This window comes from Oikeobacillus pervagus, from assembly GCF_030813365.1.
Lineage (GTDB): Bacteria > Bacillota > Bacilli > Bacillales > DSM-23947 > Oikeobacillus > Oikeobacillus pervagus.
This window is the reverse complement of the sequence record NZ_JAUSUC010000008.1, coordinates 1-17,750: the sequence shown is the minus strand read 5'-3', so window position 1 is coordinate 17,750 and position 17,750 is coordinate 1. Positions and strand designations below refer to the sequence as shown.

General features: G+C 36.4%; 17 protein-coding genes. 3 read left to right on the top strand and 14 right to left on the bottom strand.

What is annotated here, in order from left to right; translation table 11 throughout:
* Positions 1-210 precede the first annotated feature (210 nt).
* From J2S13_RS04595 to J2S13_RS04535, 13 genes are all read right to left on the bottom strand, one after another.
* Positions 211-1,209, bottom strand: a complete 999-nt coding sequence (locus J2S13_RS04595; RefSeq protein WP_307256537.1) for a hypothetical protein — start codon at positions 1,207-1,209, stop codon at positions 211-213.
* Positions 1,210-1,380: 171 nt separating this feature from the next.
* A complete protein-coding gene (locus J2S13_RS04590; protein WP_307256536.1) occupies positions 1,381-1,569 on the bottom strand; it encodes a hypothetical protein in 189 nt (62 codons plus the stop codon).
* A gap of 26 nt (positions 1,570-1,595) precedes the next feature.
* Positions 1,596-2,279, bottom strand: coding sequence for a hypothetical protein (locus J2S13_RS04585; protein WP_307256535.1), 684 nt, complete (start codon positions 2,277-2,279; stop codon positions 1,596-1,598).
* Positions 2,276-2,917: a PilN family protein gene (locus tag J2S13_RS04580; RefSeq protein WP_307256534.1), complete on the bottom strand. Its 642-nt coding sequence runs from the start codon at positions 2,915-2,917 to the stop codon at positions 2,276-2,278. The genes J2S13_RS04585 and J2S13_RS04580 overlap by 4 nt, the downstream gene beginning before the upstream one ends.
* 4 nt (positions 2,918-2,921) lie before the next feature.
* A complete protein-coding gene (pilM, locus tag J2S13_RS04575; protein ID WP_307256533.1) occupies positions 2,922-3,866 on the bottom strand; it encodes a type IV pilus biogenesis protein PilM in 945 nt (314 codons plus the stop codon).
* Between the two features lie 39 nt (positions 3,867-3,905).
* Complete coding sequence (locus tag J2S13_RS04570) at positions 3,906-4,652, bottom strand: prepilin peptidase (protein ID WP_307256532.1); 747 nt, start codon at positions 4,650-4,652, stop codon at positions 3,906-3,908.
* A gap of 8 nt (positions 4,653-4,660) precedes the next feature.
* Entirely contained in the window at positions 4,661-5,107 is a 447-nt protein-coding gene (locus J2S13_RS04565) for a prepilin-type N-terminal cleavage/methylation domain-containing protein (RefSeq protein ID WP_307256531.1), read from the bottom strand.
* Between the two features lie 104 nt (positions 5,108-5,211).
* Positions 5,212-6,423 carry a type II secretion system F family protein gene (locus tag J2S13_RS04560; protein ID WP_307256530.1) on the bottom strand — a complete coding sequence of 404 codons (1,212 nt, stop codon included), beginning with the start codon at positions 6,421-6,423 and terminating at the stop codon, positions 5,212-5,214.
* A complete protein-coding gene (locus tag J2S13_RS04555; RefSeq protein WP_307256529.1) occupies positions 6,410-7,465 on the bottom strand; it encodes a type IV pilus twitching motility protein PilT in 1,056 nt (351 codons plus the stop codon). The genes J2S13_RS04560 and J2S13_RS04555 overlap by 14 nt, the downstream gene beginning before the upstream one ends.
* 6 nt (positions 7,466-7,471) lie before the next feature.
* Positions 7,472-9,130 carry a GspE/PulE family protein gene (locus J2S13_RS04550; RefSeq protein ID WP_307256528.1) on the bottom strand — a complete coding sequence of 553 codons (1,659 nt, stop codon included), beginning with the start codon at positions 9,128-9,130 and terminating at the stop codon, positions 7,472-7,474.
* A gap of 128 nt (positions 9,131-9,258) precedes the next feature.
* A complete protein-coding gene (locus J2S13_RS04545; protein WP_307256527.1) occupies positions 9,259-10,545 on the bottom strand; it encodes a G5 domain-containing protein in 1,287 nt (428 codons plus the stop codon).
* Positions 10,546-10,565: 20 nt separating this feature from the next.
* Positions 10,566-11,270, bottom strand: coding sequence for a PRC-barrel domain-containing protein (locus J2S13_RS04540; protein ID WP_307256526.1), 705 nt, complete (start codon positions 11,268-11,270; stop codon positions 10,566-10,568).
* 92 nt (positions 11,271-11,362) lie between these two features.
* Complete coding sequence (locus J2S13_RS04535) at positions 11,363-12,958, bottom strand: hypothetical protein (RefSeq protein ID WP_307256525.1); 1,596 nt, start codon at positions 12,956-12,958, stop codon at positions 11,363-11,365.
* Between the two features lie 116 nt (positions 12,959-13,074).
* Here J2S13_RS04535 and J2S13_RS04530 point away from each other — a divergent pair, with 116 nt between their 5' ends.
* From J2S13_RS04530 to J2S13_RS04520, 3 genes are read left to right on the top strand one after another with little or no spacing between them, the layout of a single operon-like run.
* Positions 13,075-13,590: a PilW family protein gene (locus tag J2S13_RS04530; RefSeq protein ID WP_307256524.1), complete on the top strand. Its 516-nt coding sequence runs from the start codon at positions 13,075-13,077 to the stop codon at positions 13,588-13,590.
* Positions 13,532-14,134 carry a PulJ/GspJ family protein gene (locus J2S13_RS04525; RefSeq protein ID WP_307256523.1) on the top strand — a complete coding sequence of 201 codons (603 nt, stop codon included), beginning with the start codon at positions 13,532-13,534 and terminating at the stop codon, positions 14,132-14,134. Before J2S13_RS04530 ends, J2S13_RS04525 begins: the two co-directional genes overlap by 59 nt.
* A complete protein-coding gene (locus tag J2S13_RS04520) occupies positions 14,134-16,245 on the top strand; it encodes a hypothetical protein (RefSeq protein ID WP_307256522.1) in 2,112 nt (703 codons plus the stop codon). The genes J2S13_RS04525 and J2S13_RS04520 overlap by 1 nt, the downstream gene beginning before the upstream one ends.
* Positions 16,246-16,353: 108 nt before the next feature.
* On the opposite strand, the gene J2S13_RS04515 is transcribed toward J2S13_RS04520, so the two are convergent.
* A complete protein-coding gene (locus J2S13_RS04515) occupies positions 16,354-17,490 on the bottom strand; it encodes a 3D domain-containing protein (protein ID WP_307256521.1) in 1,137 nt (378 codons plus the stop codon).
* Between the last annotated feature and the right edge of the window lie 260 nt (positions 17,491-17,750).

Genomic DNA, 17,750 nt, shown 5'->3' with positions numbered 1-17,750 from the left:
ACAGAAAATGCTTTGGTTTTTGAACGAATGATTCTTGAACTTTAGAATAGGATGAAAATCTGACCGATTGGCTGGGGAAACTTTCCTATGTCTAGGGCCTCTTTTTCAGGTTTGACCATTTACCGAAAGGATTTGATTATTTCCCTTAAATATTTGCGCTACTCCAAAACCAACAAAAAACCTGCATCTCACTCGATACAGGTTCACCTTTTATTTTGAATAGATTTTCATGAATTTTAATAAATATCCCTGTGCCTTTTCGCCATTTTTGATATCTTTCGTCTGTTGGAATGACTCGATTTCCTTTGTTGCTTGTAATAGGGCGGTTTGTAATTGGATCATTTTCTCATTGTTAGTCTTTTGTTTTTCGATTTTCTTTCGCAGTGAAGCGATAGTAGAATCGTCTACCTCTTTGTTTAAAAGAATATCCATACTTTCTTTTGAGGATTGATCAAATAATGCGAGCATTTCTGTTAATAAGGCTTCATCTTTTTTCGAAAATTCGGATGCGGTTCCAGAAATGGATAGGCTTTTTGCATAGACATCCATATCTTTCTTTTTCAATTTTTCCCCTAAAAGTTTAGCCGTACCCAATTCATTGCTTGTCCCTAAAACTAATAATTGATTTCCGTCCTGATTGACGATTTCAACTGGTACCTCTTTCGCCGCAATCGACTGTTTCACTTTTTTAGCAGCATCCTCCTCGCCAAATACTCCACCTTGAACGATATTTGTAGACAATTCTGGTAAGGTAATCTCTCTCCCTTTCTTTTGTTCTGGAGGTGAAGTAGCCGCTTTACTATCCTTCCCCTCATTTTCTTGAAGCATTTGATTTGTAGGTTGGGAATTAGGGGTATCTTCCTTCTGCATAAAATGAATGATTCCATATCCTAATGAGATTCCAATCACCATCGCACTTACAATTGAAAACATGATCGAAGCGATACTTTTACCAGAATTCCCTGGAAGCATGAGTTTCTTTCGCTTTGGCTTTGGAACATAATACATCGGTTGAAACTCCTCTTTTTTAGTGACTGCTTCTTCATCAGGCAATACCCAATCAAAGTCATCTTCTTCCTTTTGATCTTTCTCTGCGGCAGCTGCCATTTCTTGTCCACTCCAATGATGTACAAGCAGATCATCTTCAAATTTTTGTTCCTTCCCATCGATTTTAATTTTGACCGTTGATTTTTTCGTCTGCTTGTCCATAATATATCTCCCTTCTTCCATATTCATATTTAAAAGGAAGCTAGAAAGTCCTTAGCCATGTATTCCCCGATTCCAATTAACCTTCTATTCCATTCGCTAATACTAGCATAGTGAAAATAAAAAAGAACAAGACTTTTGTCGTCTCGTTCTGAAAGGTTTTCGTCAAATTTTTTAATTGTCCGTAATATTTTCTTTTATTAATTTCCGAATGGGAACAGGCCCTTCGATGGTGGCATTTCCTTTCTGATAGGAGCAAAGTTTTTTTGTCATTCCTTTTAAACAGATCGCGGTAATTTTTCCCTTTTGATCAGTGACTGCGTAAGTTGCCTCTGATGGAGGGATGAGTAAAGCCTTTTTCATTCATAGACGATGCCTTCCCTATTCATTTAATCCCCAACAATCACGAAGGGGGATTTCTTATTAGCTGGACCAGGTGTATCGATTTTCGGCAAATCTTTTAATAAATCAACTAGGTTTGGCATATAGTACGTCTGAATCGTCACATTGAAAGTGAACTCTTTTCCTTCTCCTTTTAGTTTCGTCGCTTCATCTGGGACATCAAAAATGATTTCCTCAATTTTTATTGTACGGATTTGTTGTTCCAATCCAGATAAAAATTCCTGCATTTCAAAATATCCGGGAGAAATAACGGTTAACTCCGCTGTCAGTTCTTTAATCTCAGCCGGCCGGGACTTCCCTTTTTCCTCTGCTCCGTCTATTCCCGTTTCATCAGACGTTTCATCATCTTTAAAATCCATCGATTCAATCAAACAATGGGACATCAATTCAACTTTTTCCAAATCTAATAACAGCTTATCGGTCATCGGCTTCACTGGTATTTTTTGTTGTAAATTGCTTGTCACCACTCGATTTTGAGTTGTGGACGAACGATCGTTCTTTTCCAACACTTCAATTAATTTCTCCTCAGACTGCAATTGCTTTTCTTTTCTATTTATATCTTCGGTAACAGGGCGATAATAAAATATATATGTAATCATTATGATTCCAATTAGTAAAAGAATCGCTAAGGAGAGAATCCATATATTCCGTTTCTCTTGAAAAAAACTCATGGCTGATCTTCTCCTCGCTCTTTATCGACTGTATCGACTGTCTTCATTTCGTCTTTTTTAATGTTGGTATCCTTTAATGAAATTTCATATTCGGCAATATATCTCGGCAAATCTTTCTTTATTTTCATATCATCGTTTGACTTTTCTCCTTCTTTCACAAGTTCATCTGTTGAAACAGACAAAAGTCGAACAGATTGAATCCATTTGGAAGATTGAAGTTCAATCAAATAAAACGCCGCTTCTCTATTGACATCAAATTGTACCTCAAGCTTTAAATTCTCTGTCGATGTGTAAGAAAATGACCGAAAAAAACCCCGTTTTGGTAATAATTCAATTAAATGTTGTAATACAGGAACTGTTCGAATTCTTTTTGATTCAGCCCACTCAACTGCTTCATTCAGTTTCTCCACACTATTTTCACTTTCATCATTTTCGACGCTTGACTCCAATGCCGTTCGTAGTTGTTCCGCCGTTTTGATTTTAGACTCAAGCAGTGCTAAATCACTTTTTTTTGTTTGGATTAAAATAAAGTTCGTAACCACAAGGATGATCGCGAGTAAAATGAGGACCAAAAGAATATATAGAACGCTTTTACTTCTCGTTTCTTTTTCCGGTAATAGATTAATATCAACTAACACCGCGTTACACCTCTTTCAATCCCAATCCAACTGCTGGATGATAGATTTCCGGTACCGCCCGTCCGTCTTTATCCTTTACGACCATTTCATCCTGCTTGATGATTTTCATCTCAAACGATTTTTCGATATAGTCTTCTATAAAGGTTCGTCTTTCATGTTCTCCACTAATAAAGATTTTCTCAATATGCACTTGGCCTTTGTGCAATGAATTTTCATAGAAATTGACGACATTTTGACATTCATTTAGGGCATCTTCTAGAAACGCTCCTTCTGAAATTTGACCATCTACTGTTTCTTTCTCACCGAAAAAAATAGGTTTCATAAATGCTAGTTGATGATCATTGTAAATCGATGCCGTTAAAGTCCGTTTCTTTATATGTAATACCATTTCATGCTCTTTTGGATTTGTTAAATTTTTTAAGGTAAATAAGCGATACAAACAAAGGGCATCGATATCAGCTGCAATAGGTTTTAGTTTGGCATCTTCTAGTAAATTTTGATATTGCCGAACTTCTTCTTCTGGAGCTGCGATTAATAGTACTTCTTTTTTTCCATCTTTCTCACCGACAACGACCGAATCAAACACAGGATCCTCGAATGGAAGATGAATCGTCTTCCCAATTTGTAAAAATAAGTAGCTTTCGATCTCATCATCCTCTAAATCTTCTGTAAGAGTTTCCGTTCGGACGGTAATATAGTCGTCCTGTACATTAAAGCGTACAGGCCGGTTTTTAATCTTCCAATCCGTCACACAATTTTCTACGATTTCAAGTAAGCCTTCATAATCGATAATGGACCCTTTTTCGATCAAGCCAGATGGAAGAATCCTTTCCTCATATTGTTGAACGATCATAGGACTTGTTTGCTTCATTTCAACGAAACGAATGGCATAATCAGTAAAAATAAGATTGGCTGTTTTATTTACTTTAGAAAATAGTCGAAAAGCCATTCTATCTTCCCCTTTTTAACTAGATGTCAATTCCATTTCTCATCGATCAAAAAATGTAAAATACCAAGAAAAAATAGGATCACCATACAAATAGACGATGATCGCCGCCAACGTAATAAAAGGACCAAAAGGAATTGGTTTTCCTTTTTTCACAATTCCAAAAGCCATTAAGATCAACCCGATGACAGCTCCAATTGCACAAGCTAAGAAAAATGTGAGCAATACGTTTTTCCATCCCATGACAAAGCCAATGACAGCAAATAATTTAATGTCTCCTCCGCCCATTCCGCCGCGACTGACGATGGCAATCGCCAATAATAGCAGAAACCCAACAAGAGCCCCGACAATCGAGTCCCACCATGGGTTTAAAGGTACATACAAACGTTCCGCAATAAAGACAAGGCTAAAAAATAATAGCACTTTATCAGGAATGATCATATAAGCAAGATCAGATACCGTAATGATGATCATCATTGAAAGGAACGTAATAGCGATGACAAATTCAAATGTGAAGCCGAAAGTTTGATACGCATATAAAAATAACAGTGCCGTTCCCAGCTCTGTTAAAGGATAAATTGGGGAAACCCGTGCACGACATACACGGCATTTCCCCCCTTGTATTAAGTACGATAAGACAGGGATCAACTCCCACCCTGTCAACTGATGCCCACAATGGGGACAGGCACTCCTTGGCTTTACAATCGACTGTTTTAACGGAACCCGCAGGCCCACGACATTAAAGAATGAGCCGAAGAGGAGAGCGTATAGGAAGATTAGGGTTTTCATAAATAATTTTATTTAATTTCTCCTCTGGTAATTGCAGATGCTTTTGTAGCTGTATCGATACCACGCTCACCTTTTAAAACTACTTTATACTCAGTGTTATTAGTTGTTGTGTTCTTTGAAACTACGACTTTTGAGTTTTGCTTCTGTTCATTTGTATAAGCCTGCTTTGTATCTGGGTCATCAAATTCATCTAAATAACCTTTATTAATTAATTCATCTAACGTTATATCCCCAGGAATTTTAAAGTTTCTCTCAGCACTAATATACGTTTTTGCTGCACTTTCCATTTGTTGTGCATTGGAAATTATAGCGTCCTTTTTAGTGTTATCAATTAGCTTCCCTATCGCCGGGATCGCAATCGCTGCAATAATTGCCAAAATCACAATTACGGCTAATAGCTCGATTAATGTTAACCCTTTCTGCTCTTTTAATCTTGTTTTCATTTTTTGTAGCACGCCTTTTCCCCCTAAAAAAGTATTAGTATAAAATAACTATAATGCTATGTTAATATTTTACATCCAAAAAATCAACCAAAATTTCTACATTTTTTACAATTTTTTCAGGAGGTTTGGACTGTATTAAAGATTTCGAACATAGGTACAAGGATAGATGTAACGATTGTCCCGACGAGTCCTGCTAGTAACACGATCATTAATGGCTCGATTAATGATTTAAGCTGATCTGTTGAGGCCTCTACTTCACTTTCATAAAAATCGGCCACTTTCGAAAGCATCGTATCGAGAGAGCCTGTTTCCTCTCCTATAGCGATCATATGAGAAACTAAAGGTGGAAAGGCCCAATGTTTTTTCATCGGCTCTGTTAAGGAGCCACCACTTTCTAATGAATCTTTTGACTTATGAATGACTCGGGCGATAATTTCATTTTCTACGACATTCTCAACGATGGTCATCGCTTGTAAAATCGGGACAGAGTTAGAAAACAAGGAACTAAGGGTCCGCGTCATTCTCGCCAGCACAGCCTTTTGAGCTATTTTTCCAAATATTGGAGTTCTTAATACAACCAAATCTACATAATATTTCGTTTCTTTCCGTTGTTTGAGCGCCCAGATTCCACCAAAAAAGAGGAGAATGAGCCCAATGACAAAATACCAATATTGTTGCATCCAGTTACTAGCTCCAATGACAAATTTTGTGATTGCCGGCAATTCTCCGCCGAAATCGTTAAACATATCAACAAAAGTAGGAACGACGGAAACGAGGAGAAAGATGACGACCCCGATCGCAATCACCCCAACGACCGCAGGGTATGACATCGCAGCTTTCACTTTTTGCTTTGTACGATGCTGTTTTTCATAATGGGTCGCCATCTCATCTAATGTTTCATCTAAATTTCCTGTCGCTTCCCCTGCCCTTAACATATTAATAAAAAGCGGTTCAAATACTTTCTTTTGCTTTTCACAGGCATCAGAAAGGTGAATCCCATCTCTTAATTCTTGTTGAATATTTACAAGTGCCTTACGTAAAGCTTTACTTTCCGTTTGTTCGGATAGAATCACGGTGGCATCGATAATCGTTACACCTGCTTGAATGAGCGTAGAAAATTGCCGTAAAAAAATAACGAGATGCGCTAATTTCACAGGGTTGCCGATCATAATATCTTTTGTAAACAATGTTTCAGGAAGCTGTTGAACATCAATGACACGAACTCCCGTTTTTTGTAGTTTTTGGATCGCCTCTTTTCGGGAATCAGCGGTGACTATTCCTGTTTTTTTTCCTTTGCGATCCCGTCCAGTATATTTAAACCGAGCCATTTAGCATCTCCCTTTCTCGGAGATATGGTACGATCGTTTCTTTTACGACTACACCTTTTTCATATAAATCACGTACATGATCTGCCATAAGCTGCATTCCTTGTTGCTTCGATGTTTGCATAATATTCACGATTTGATGAACTTTATCAGAGCGAATTAAATTTGCAACGGCGGGTGAATGAAGCAAAATTTCAATCGCAGCTCTTCTCCCTTTTTTATCGGTTGTTGGGAATAATCGCTGAGAAATGACCGCAGCAAGGACAGTCGCCAATTGGGTACGGATTTGTGGCTGCTGTTCAGCTGGAAATACATCGATGATTCGTTCAATTGTTGCAGGAGCACTTGAAGTGTGTAATGTAGCTAACACTAAATGTCCGGTTTCTGCTGCTGTGATCGCCGTTTGAATGGTTTCTAAATCACGCATCTCCCCAACGAGAATGACATCAGGGTCTTGCCTTAAAGCACTTCGCAACCCTCTCGCAAAATTCTTCGTATCATATCCAATTTCCCGCTGATCGATAATACATGTCCCATGTTTATGTAAATATTCAATCGGGTCTTCAAGTGTAATCACATGCTTCGGGATATTTTGATTTAAGTAATCGATCATGCTCGCAAGTGTTGTTGATTTCCCACTTCCTGTTGGTCCTGTTACAATCACAAGTCCATGTGGCTTATTAGCTATTTGCTTCAAAATGGGTGGCAATGATAACTCCTCAATAGTGGGAATTTTCGTTGGGATGACGCGGATCGCCAAAGAAATACATGACCTCTGATGAAAAGCGTTCACACGAAAACGCGATACACCTGCAATCCCATAAGAAAAGTCGAGCTCTCCCTGGTCTTTAAACGTATTCCAGGAATGTTTTGGAACAATTGTTTTCGCCATCGCTTCCGTATCATCTGGACATAATATTTCTTTTCCATATCGCTTTAAATCTCCATGGATACGAAAAATAGGTGGTGACCCGACGGTTAAATGAATATCAGATGCCTTTAATTCAAAGGCAGTACATAATATATGATCTATCTTTTCTCTCATTTTTACCTACTCCATTAACGCTACGCGAAGTACTTCTTCTGTCGTAGTTAGTCCTTGCTTCACTTTTAATAAACCGTCATCTAAAAGAAAAATCGTCTTTTGTCTTCTGGCTTCTTCTCTTAACCTTGAAAATGGTTCATCATTTAAAATGAGGTTTTTGATTTCATCGCTCAAATCTAGTACTTCATGGATGGCAAGTCGCCCTTTATATCCTGTCATATTGCAAGAGGAACAGCCTTTTCCACGAACTACATGATCAATCTTAATTCCTCGTCTAGCAAAAATCTCAATTTCTCGTTTCGAAGCTGATTCTCTATGGGCACAATCACGACAAACTTTACGCACGAGCCGTTGGGCAACAATTCCATTGATTGAGGAGGCGATTAAAAATGGCTCAACTCCCATATCCATTAATCGTGTAATCGTGCTTAAGGAATCATTCGTATGGATTGTACTTAACACTAAATGCCCGGTTAAAGATGCGCGGACAGCAATTTCAACCGTCTCCTTATCGCGAATTTCCCCTACCATAATAATATTCGGGTCTTGACGGAGAATTGATCTTAATCCTGCTGCGAACGTTAATCCAACATTAGGATAAACTTGTATTTGATTGACTCCTTCTACTTGATATTCCACCGGATCTTCCACCGTAATAATATTCACTTCTTCTTGGTTTAATCGGTTTAGTGTTGCATATAACGTAGAAGATTTCCCTGATCCTGTTGGCCCTGTAATCAAGACAATTCCGTTTGGCCGCTTGATCATACTTTCAAACCGCTTTAAATTTACTTGATTAAAACCTAATTGTTGAAGATCATTTAAAGAACTGCTCATATCAAGTAAACGCATGACAATCTTTTCCCCGTATACAGTCGGCAATGATGAAACACGTAAATCAATGGGGCGTAAATCAACTGTTGCTTTAAAACGCCCATCTTGAGGTACACGATGTTCAGTAATATCTAAATTCGCTAAAATTTTCACACGAGCAATCAGCATATTTTGCATATACTTTGGCAGCTGTCTTTCCGTTTGCAAGAGGCCATCTACTCGTATGCGAATCAATACTTTTGTTTCATGAGGATCGATATGAATATCACTTGCCTTTTGAGCAACGGCATTGGCTAAAATTTGATTCACTAATTTCACGATTGGTGAATCATCATCTACAACCGCTTCATTTTTCGGTTGATCAGATTTTGCCTCAACAAAAAACTCCTCTAACCCCGCATCGATCTCATAATATTTATTAATAGACCGGACAATATCATCTTTTGTCGCAATCGCTGTCTCAATCTGAAAACCAGTAGATAGACGTAAATCTTCGATCGCAAAATAATCCATGGGGTCGGACATCGCCACGAATAAGCGGTTTTCTTCCTTTTTTAAAGGAATGATTAAATGTCGCTTTGCCACTTCTTTCGGGATAAGATGAAATAATGTTGGATCAAATGGGTAACGGTATAAACTTATATGAGGAATCCCTAGCTGAAATTCTAATACTTCTATCAGTTGTTGTTCTGTAATATAACCCCTTTGTAGAAGAGCATCCCCAAGCTTTTGGTCTTCTCCTTTTTCCGCTAATGCCTTTTGTAACTGATCATCAGAAATAAGTCCAGATTCAATGAGTAAATCTCCAAGTCGTTTCCGTGGTTTTCGCAAATCAAATCACCTTTTTTCTATACATAAGGAGGGGAAGATGCCAAGACGAATTTTTTGTTCTTGGTCTTTACATTCTTCCTCCACTTTGTTCATAATTCTTTCCATCTTCAAACGAACTCTAATACACATTAAGATGCTTGCTGTTTATTTTCTGCTTTAGTTTCGTTATCCTTTTGACCTTCATTTGGTTCATTCTTGTTTAGCTGATCAGATTTGGGTTGTTGTGTACTTTCTTTTGAGTCCTCTTCCTCTACTTGCTTTGGCTCAGGTGGCTTTAACGAGCTATGAATTTCTACTCGGTGAACGGGTGGATAAAAATCCTCAGAAATTTTTTCTTCCTTATATTTATCATTTAGTTCAGAAGCCACTCTATACACTTGTATAAGTAACCCCTTTTTTCCAGAAGTCTTCACTTTCATCTCATTAAACGGAAGGGATGGTGAATACCTTACGACAACTTTTGGTGCGATCGTTTCTTTATTTTTCAGTATCATTTTATATTGATAGGCAAAGGGGATCCCTTTTAATGCCATATATAATTTTCCATTCACCATTTTCATTTCAATTATGTATTCTTGATCATTTGGATTCATAAAGGAAAAATTCAGATTTTTCTCTGGTTGGACCTTTGCTTCTGTTCCAAGCTCGATATTTCCTGGTAAACTCTCACTCTGGTTTTTTTCCAAAATTAAAAAATTTGACTGCATAATGATCTGGAACAAGGAAGTGGATAATAGGTTTAAATCATCCTCCTCCAACGAGCGAAATCCTGTTTTTTCGATCCATTCATTAAAGGAGAAAACAGCATTTGCAGTTACTTTAATGGACGAATGCTTATGGATAAAATCTTGTAGGTCTGGGCCTACTTGATGTTTAAATAATCTCTCTGCCACAATATCCCGCTTCTTTTGCTCCTTTAAATACAAAGTTAAATCGATGACGGTTTCTCCTTTTTGTAAATAAGAACCAATATCTGCTAGATCCTTCTGCAAACTTTGTAAATCAAATGTATTAAGGTCTAGTTGTGGAAAAGAAAAAGCAATCATGGACTTTAATTGTTTTTCGGAAACATCGGCCATTAAAGGATTGGTTTCACCTGAAACCGCTTTTGCAACGGAATCTTTCTTTCTTATTTCAATCATCGACACATCCATTTCTTCATGTTTCTCAACATATTGAAAGCTTAACTTCGCTTCTTGCTTCCATTTATCAATTTGATTGTTTAATATTTTCAAAGACATCGGTTTTGTTTTTTCCGATACATCAACAGGACCTATTTTCGTCCCCTCTGCAAATGTTGAACTTGATAGAAATACCTTTTCATAAGCGAAGGCGCCGTAGTGTGAAAAGGTTATGAAATAGGTGGTTAATAAGACCATACTTATAAACACTTTAATGAACTGTATATCCTTCAATTTAGACGCCCCCAAATGGATTATTCAATAATATTCATGGATAATTCGATAAATATTTCCGGACCCGCCAATCTTGCTTTTCTTACACTTTCTTCCGTGAGAACGGCATCTTTTGCGATAATGATTTCACCATGACGATCTTGTATATCTTTTACAACCGTTTTTCCCACTAATAATTGATCTTGTTTCCGTTCAATTTCTTCAAGGCTCTTATTAAAATCCTTTTCCATTTCAGTTATATTTGTCCCTACTAAATGTTCCGTCGCCTGTTCCGCCACGATGATAATATCCTTTCCGTATGTCACAACATATTCAGTTTCCAATAATACTTTCTCTTCTTTCATTTGTACTTCTATAGAAACAATTTTCCCTGATTGCTCATCGATATAGTACTCTTTCGCCTCTCCGATTAACTGCCCTTTTCTCGTCATTAATCTTGTATTTTCAATCTTTGTTTTTTTATTAAAAAGATCATTTGCAATTGGAATTTCATTTAAATCAATTACAGCATTCTCATTTTCTACTGTTAAGGCATATTCCCCAATTCCGACTACTTTCCGAAATGGGATCGCTTTTCCACTATATTGCCATTCTTCATGCTCGACTGTGAAAAAGTCGACACTTCCTTGGTCCGGATTAATCACTAACGATTTTACACGCCCAATTTCAATTCCATCCATAATACTTATAATGGGCAATCCTTTAATTTCCGCTGATTTTTTCATTTTTCATACCTCACCTGTCTTTATATTCATGACAAAAGTATATCATTCTTCCTTTTTGATCATAAGTATACTTTACTAGATAAATTCAAAAATTATTGTTTATCATCCATTATTTTCATGAATAATAACCTAAAGGTCGCAATCTCTTTCATAATAAATGGATATGTACGAAATTTCTCTTCTAACTCATGAGTAAAAGTGCGAAATTCAGCTTCATTTTCTGATTCCATATAGGAAGCGAGTAACACTTTTGCAAAAATAAAATAATCTCGATCATGTAAATTCGTATGAAGGTGGGACTTGATCATCGCCTCATAATCCGATCGCGGAAGTAATTGTTTTTTCATTTCTATTTGCAAAAGCATCGAGGTTAATAATTCATGATGGATCACTTTCTTTTCTTCTTTTATCATTCTCTCCTCTACGTCTGCTACTATTTCCACTTCTTTGTCCTCTATTTGTTCTTCCATTTTCTCATCAATAAATTCAAGCTGCGTAGCTCTTCCCCCCTGTTCATTCATTTCATTTTGTGAAAAAACGGGTTCAACCCTAATATCTTTCTCCTCTAGATTGTCTTCTATATTCTCTAGATGAGCCTGTTCAAGTTTATATATTTCCGTTGGGATGGTTTCATCCTGTCCCAAATATTCGTAATTTTCCTCTTCTTCGTCTTTGACTTCTTTTTTTTGAGTTTCACTTTCAATATCGTACCCCTCTTGATCTTGTGGGAGTGGACTAAGGGACTTAACCACTTCATCCTGATCCTGATCCTCATCCTCAACTCGTTCGATTGGATCACTCGTTTCTTTCTCATTCTTCTCGTTGTAGCAATCTTCTGTATTTCCTGTCATTTCCGCTAGTGTAGAAGATTCGCTTGGCACATGAATTTCTCCATCAAGAATGAGTGGTTCTTCCTCCTCTACTACATTTGATTCATGTTTGGACTTATCTAATGGTTCACCCTCATCATTTATGTACAATAACTCTTCCGAAAATAATTCTTCAATATTATACGAATCTTCATCCGCTTTTTGTTGATGACCACTTGATCCTACCGGAATGTTTTCATCTAATTTCTCAAGCATATCCCATTCATTTATTCCACCAACATCATGATCGAAAAATTCCTCTAACAACTGATCCTCTTCCTTTGTTACTACTTGTTCCTTCAAAGGGGCGATGTAATCTTCTACTCTATTTACTTCCTCTTCATCTATCTTTTCTGAATCTACTCTAGAAGACTCTTCTATCGGATGTAATTCGTCAGTAAGCTTTTCCTGTTGTTCCACATGGTCATCTTCCTGTATCCCAGCTGCTATTCCATCCATAGTCTTTGAATGTTTTGTTGGAGGAATTATGGCTTCCTTATGATCATTAGGCATAACAGGTTTTGTATTGTGGGCGGGATTTCCAATTTCCTCCACTATTTCCTCATCGCTTGTTTGTTCAAATAACCATTTTGCACCATATTTATTAAGAAAATAAGCTGACAAACAGAGGAGAATAATTAAAATGATGAACACTTGCCAAAGTGGTAAAATCAGCTGGGTAAAAAATCCCATCAAAACGATAAAAACCGTCACACTTGTAATAACCATCCTCCCTTTTACCGATAAGCTCAAAGGAATTAAATACAATATCGGGATAATAAGGAATATTGATAATAGTAAAGTTATAATTTTTGTCATTTCTACGCCTCAAATAATAGGATATTTTAACCTTTTTATCTATTTTTTATGAAAATAGAACTATAAACTATTGTATAATAAAACAAAGAATTTTAAAAGAAGGGAAAAGGATTCGATTGTCAAAAATTGTCCTAAAAAACCAAAAAGGTTTCACACTCATTGAATTATTGCTTTCGGTCACCATCTTATCGATGATTTTATTAAGCGTCATGAACTTCTTTTATCATTCAGGCAAATACAAAGTCATGAATGAAAATAAAACGGTGGCCATAAATGTGGCGAGAAATGCCTTAATGTTTATGGAAAAGCAAGATTTTATTAAAGTACGAGGTTATTTCCTTCAATCAAATATCAGCGCCGATCGTCATAATGAAAGTTATCGACTTGCTATTTGTGATAAAAAGTATAGTCTTTTAGAATCAGATTCATTAGGTAAATGTGAAAATATTCGGATTAATAATGTCTCATATAAAGTTTCCATTTACCCCCATCCCGACAAGCATTTCAATCAGGATCAAGATCCAAATTATTATATGCCGATCCAAGTGAAGGTGGAATGGGAGGGAAATGAAAATGAAAATGAAAAAGCAACTACACTTGATGGCACGATTAAAAGCGAAGATCTACGATAAACATGGATTAACACTCGTGGAAATACTGGCAGCCATCACGATATTCGCCATCCTAGCTCCGATTATTTGGGGTGTATTGGTGACGGGGCAAAAAATATATGTAAAACAATCAACAGAAGTTCAGTTTCGTGATGATGCAGACTATGTCGTTACTTTAGTGATGAATGAATTTTATTCAGAACCATTTAATTATGTGGAAAAATGCGGGAAAAATTGCATAAAAATAATCCAATCCGAAAGGACAACACTTGCTCCAGTAGAAAAGGATTCCTTGAAATATTATGAGGTAGAAAAAGAAGAAATAACTGCTGAGGAAACTCGAATTGAAATAATTGAAGAGAATGGAAAAACCTCATATAAAATGAATGATCAAATTTTGGAAACAGAGTCTGATTTCACAGGTTCGACTTTAGAATTTTTTTGTCCAAATGAAAACAAAAAGGATGAAAAATGTTCAAGTGGCATTATTAAGTTAACAAACAACATGAGCCAGCCTGGAAAAACAGATCAATCATTAACATTAGAAAGCGAGTTCGGATTTTAATGAAAAAATGGATAATGACTGAAAATGGGAATACCTTAATACTTGTTCTCTTAATCTCTGTAATCTTTATGACGATCGGAATGGCTATCGTTGCCGCTACGATCGGTGGCTCGAAACGTACCTCGATTCGAGAAGCCGAAGTCAATACGACATATGAAGCGGTGAAAGTACTTGACCAGATCACAGCCGACTTATCACGTCATCTTCGAGTTGAAGACTATGAAATTGAGAATTTACGAACAGCAACTGTTTCTAATAAAATTCGAGAGATTCTTGATTCTATCAAAAATGAATATCTCTCCGAAAACGGAATTGAACGTATCGAATATAAAGATGTAACAACTAATTATAAAGAAGTAAAACCATCGGAAACACTTACACGTGTATTTGAAATTTCCGTCACAACCAAAACTGAAGAAGGGAAAGGTAAAATTGACCGCACTGCGAAAAAACGATTGATTATCTCCCCTCTTCCAAGCTTTTTAAAGTATGCAGTAGGATCAGAAAAAGGGATTCTTTCTTTAAACGGCTCACCTAATATTGCTGGAAACGTATTCGCAAATAATCTACATATTCAAGAAGAAGCCAAATATTTCTTACCAAACGATGCGGAAGATGATCCGAGCACAATCAAAACTCCCTACCCCTCTGTCATAGGGGACCTTTATGCTAACGATTTTAAAGCCGATAAAATCTATCATGTTTTAAAAGCGGATCATTTTTATAAACAAAGAATACCATATTTAAAAAATGACAGTCAGTATCAAGAAGTTCACTTCGATGAGGCGTTTGAAGAGGAAAAGAAAAAAATCGAAGGCAAGGTAAATTTATTTACCATGGAAGATTTTCCGACTATAGAATATCCAGAACATGAAGAATTCCTTACTGATAAAATTGTGGACGGGAAATACTGGACTTACGATGAGAAAGGAAAGGCTATTGTCCATTCATTACATGGTTCACATATAAAACAAACGGGAGATTTAACGATCACAAATACGAATTCACCTTCACACTTCAAAAATGTTGAAATAGGTGGCGACCTCACCATTGTGGCAAACCAAAATATGAGTGTAGACAATCTAATCGTTGATGGTAAAGTGGAAATCATTAATAATCACGGCCAATTTACTGTGCAAGGAAAAGTAAAAGCAAAATCAATCAAGGTGATCAACACAGAGGAAGGATCCTTATCGATGGAGGCTATTTTTTCTGAAGATGAAATTAGAATTGAGAATAAAAAAACGATGAAAATAAACGGATCGATTGCGAGTAAAGGGAAAGTATTCATTAAAAATATAGGAATGATGAACATTCAATCTTTATCAAATCTATATTCTGGAGAGAAATTGGAGTTCAATAATAAAGGGAATCTAACGATTGAGACTGATCTTGTCAGTTCGGGTACCATCATACTAGAAAACTCACAATCTCTAAATTTTTCTGGTGATATGTATTCAACAGGCGAAATGAAATTGATTTCCCATAATAATGATGATACCCAAATTGCTGGAACTTTATTATCTGTAGAAGACTTAACCATACGCGGTGATTCAGACGATGAAGGGGATGGTGGCGACCGAAAAGAAAATGATTCAATTGAATTCGATGCTGTCATTTATACACAAGGAAAGGCAACGGTTTCTAACTTAAATATTAAGGGTCTACCAAGAGGACAAATAAAAAAACAGTTAATCCTCCTATCAAGGGACAAGCTTTTAATTACTCGGGTAAATGAGTTCAATAATTTTCATCATCCAAAAGAGACCAAAGACGCACAGGACTATATACCACATGAAAATGAAGCCATCACACCATTAAAAGCCTTCTTTTATACAGAAAGTAATGCTGAATTATACGGTGTTGGTTCTTTGTTCTTTATTAATGGTGGTTTATTTGCTAAAAAAGATTTAGAAATTAACGTAATTCGAGGAGAAATCTATAAAATTGACGAAGCATCTCCAACACCAAACTCAACGGAAATTGACCAAGAAGATCATTATTCTAGATTTATTGTCGATTACAACAAAAGTATATTATTACAAAACTTCGATTCCTTACCAAAAGTAGATTATTTAACGATCTACAGTGATGTTTTAACAATAGAATAATGAACAAATGCGAAAGCGCCTCGTCCATCGGCGTACGGATTTTTGCAGTTTATTCTTTCTTAATGTTAAAAAGGCTCCAATTCGTGCTTAGCACTTTGGAGCCTTCCTTTAATTTAATATTATAATTTTAACCGTTCTCCGTCCCCACGCATTTGCTGCTTTTTTGTTTGGCATTAAAACGTCGATTTTATGGCCTTTGATTGCTCCACCTGTGTCCCCTGCAATCGCCTCTCCATACCCTTCCACCCATACTCTTTTCCCTAATGGAATGACTGATGGGTCGACTGCGATTAATTTCATATTTGGGTTTTTCTTAATATTATATCCTAAAGCTGTGACTGAACCATTTTCTTCATGACTATAGGCTGTTGCCGTCACGTATAATTCTTTTCCTTCTACTGGACCTTGACTTTGACTGACTACATTTGGAGTTGTTTCAACTGCCGTCTCAGATTCAATTCTTTCGGCTCTTTCTTTTGCCGCCTTTTGTTCTTCTTTTATTTTACTTTCCATTTGTTTAATCTGTGATTGTAGATTGGCATCATTTTTTTTGGATTGGTCAATATCTTTTTCAATCAACGCGTATTTTGATTGAAGACTTTTGATCGTTTCTTGACGTTTTTCTAAAATCCCTTCCAATTTTTCATGTGTGACCGCTAAAGCTCCTTGATTTTCTTTCAAAATCGCTTCTTGTTCGGCAATTTTCTGTTTATCTTTTTCAATTTGCTCAAGATCTTGTTGTTGCTGTGTTAATATATCTTGATCGGCATCTAATACAAGTGTGACAGCATTTACACGGTTAAAAAAATCTCCAATGCCCTCAGAACTTAATAATGTATCAATGATCAAATTAGTACGACTTTTTTCCTGATAGGCAATCATCCGTTTGGAAATGATCGATTCTCTAGCTAGAACTTCATCTTCTAGTTTAACAATTTCCTCTTTTTTCTTTTCAATTTCTTTATTTGTTTCCTTTATTTTACTTTCAATTTTGTTTAATTCTTTTTCATTGTTTGAAATCTCAGTTTGAAGTGACTTCCATTCTTGTTGCAATGTTTTAATTTCTTTATTTAAGGATGTCTTCTCCTTCTCTTTTTGCTGAATATCTTCCTTATTTTGTAATAATTCCTTTTGAACTTTATGTAAGCTTTCCTGACTTGTTTCTGCGCGAACTTCAATTGTTGCATGTATACATAGAAGTATACCGACCATCAAAAAAGCAATGGTTCGTGTAATGAATCGCATAGGACAACCCCTTTCTGCTGTTAATAACAGTTATACCATATTCAAACAGTTACGAAGATTACAATACGATTACATATTATTTCAAAATAAAGAAAAACTGTGTCCTCCATGCAACACTTGTAAAAACACTCGCCCAGTTTTAGCTGTTTTTATAAACATGGTGTAAATCGAGTAGAGTGAACGAATCGGAATTTTGATTCGTTCGACCCTCTCACACCACCGTACGTACGGTTCCGTATACGGCGGTTCAATAATTTGAG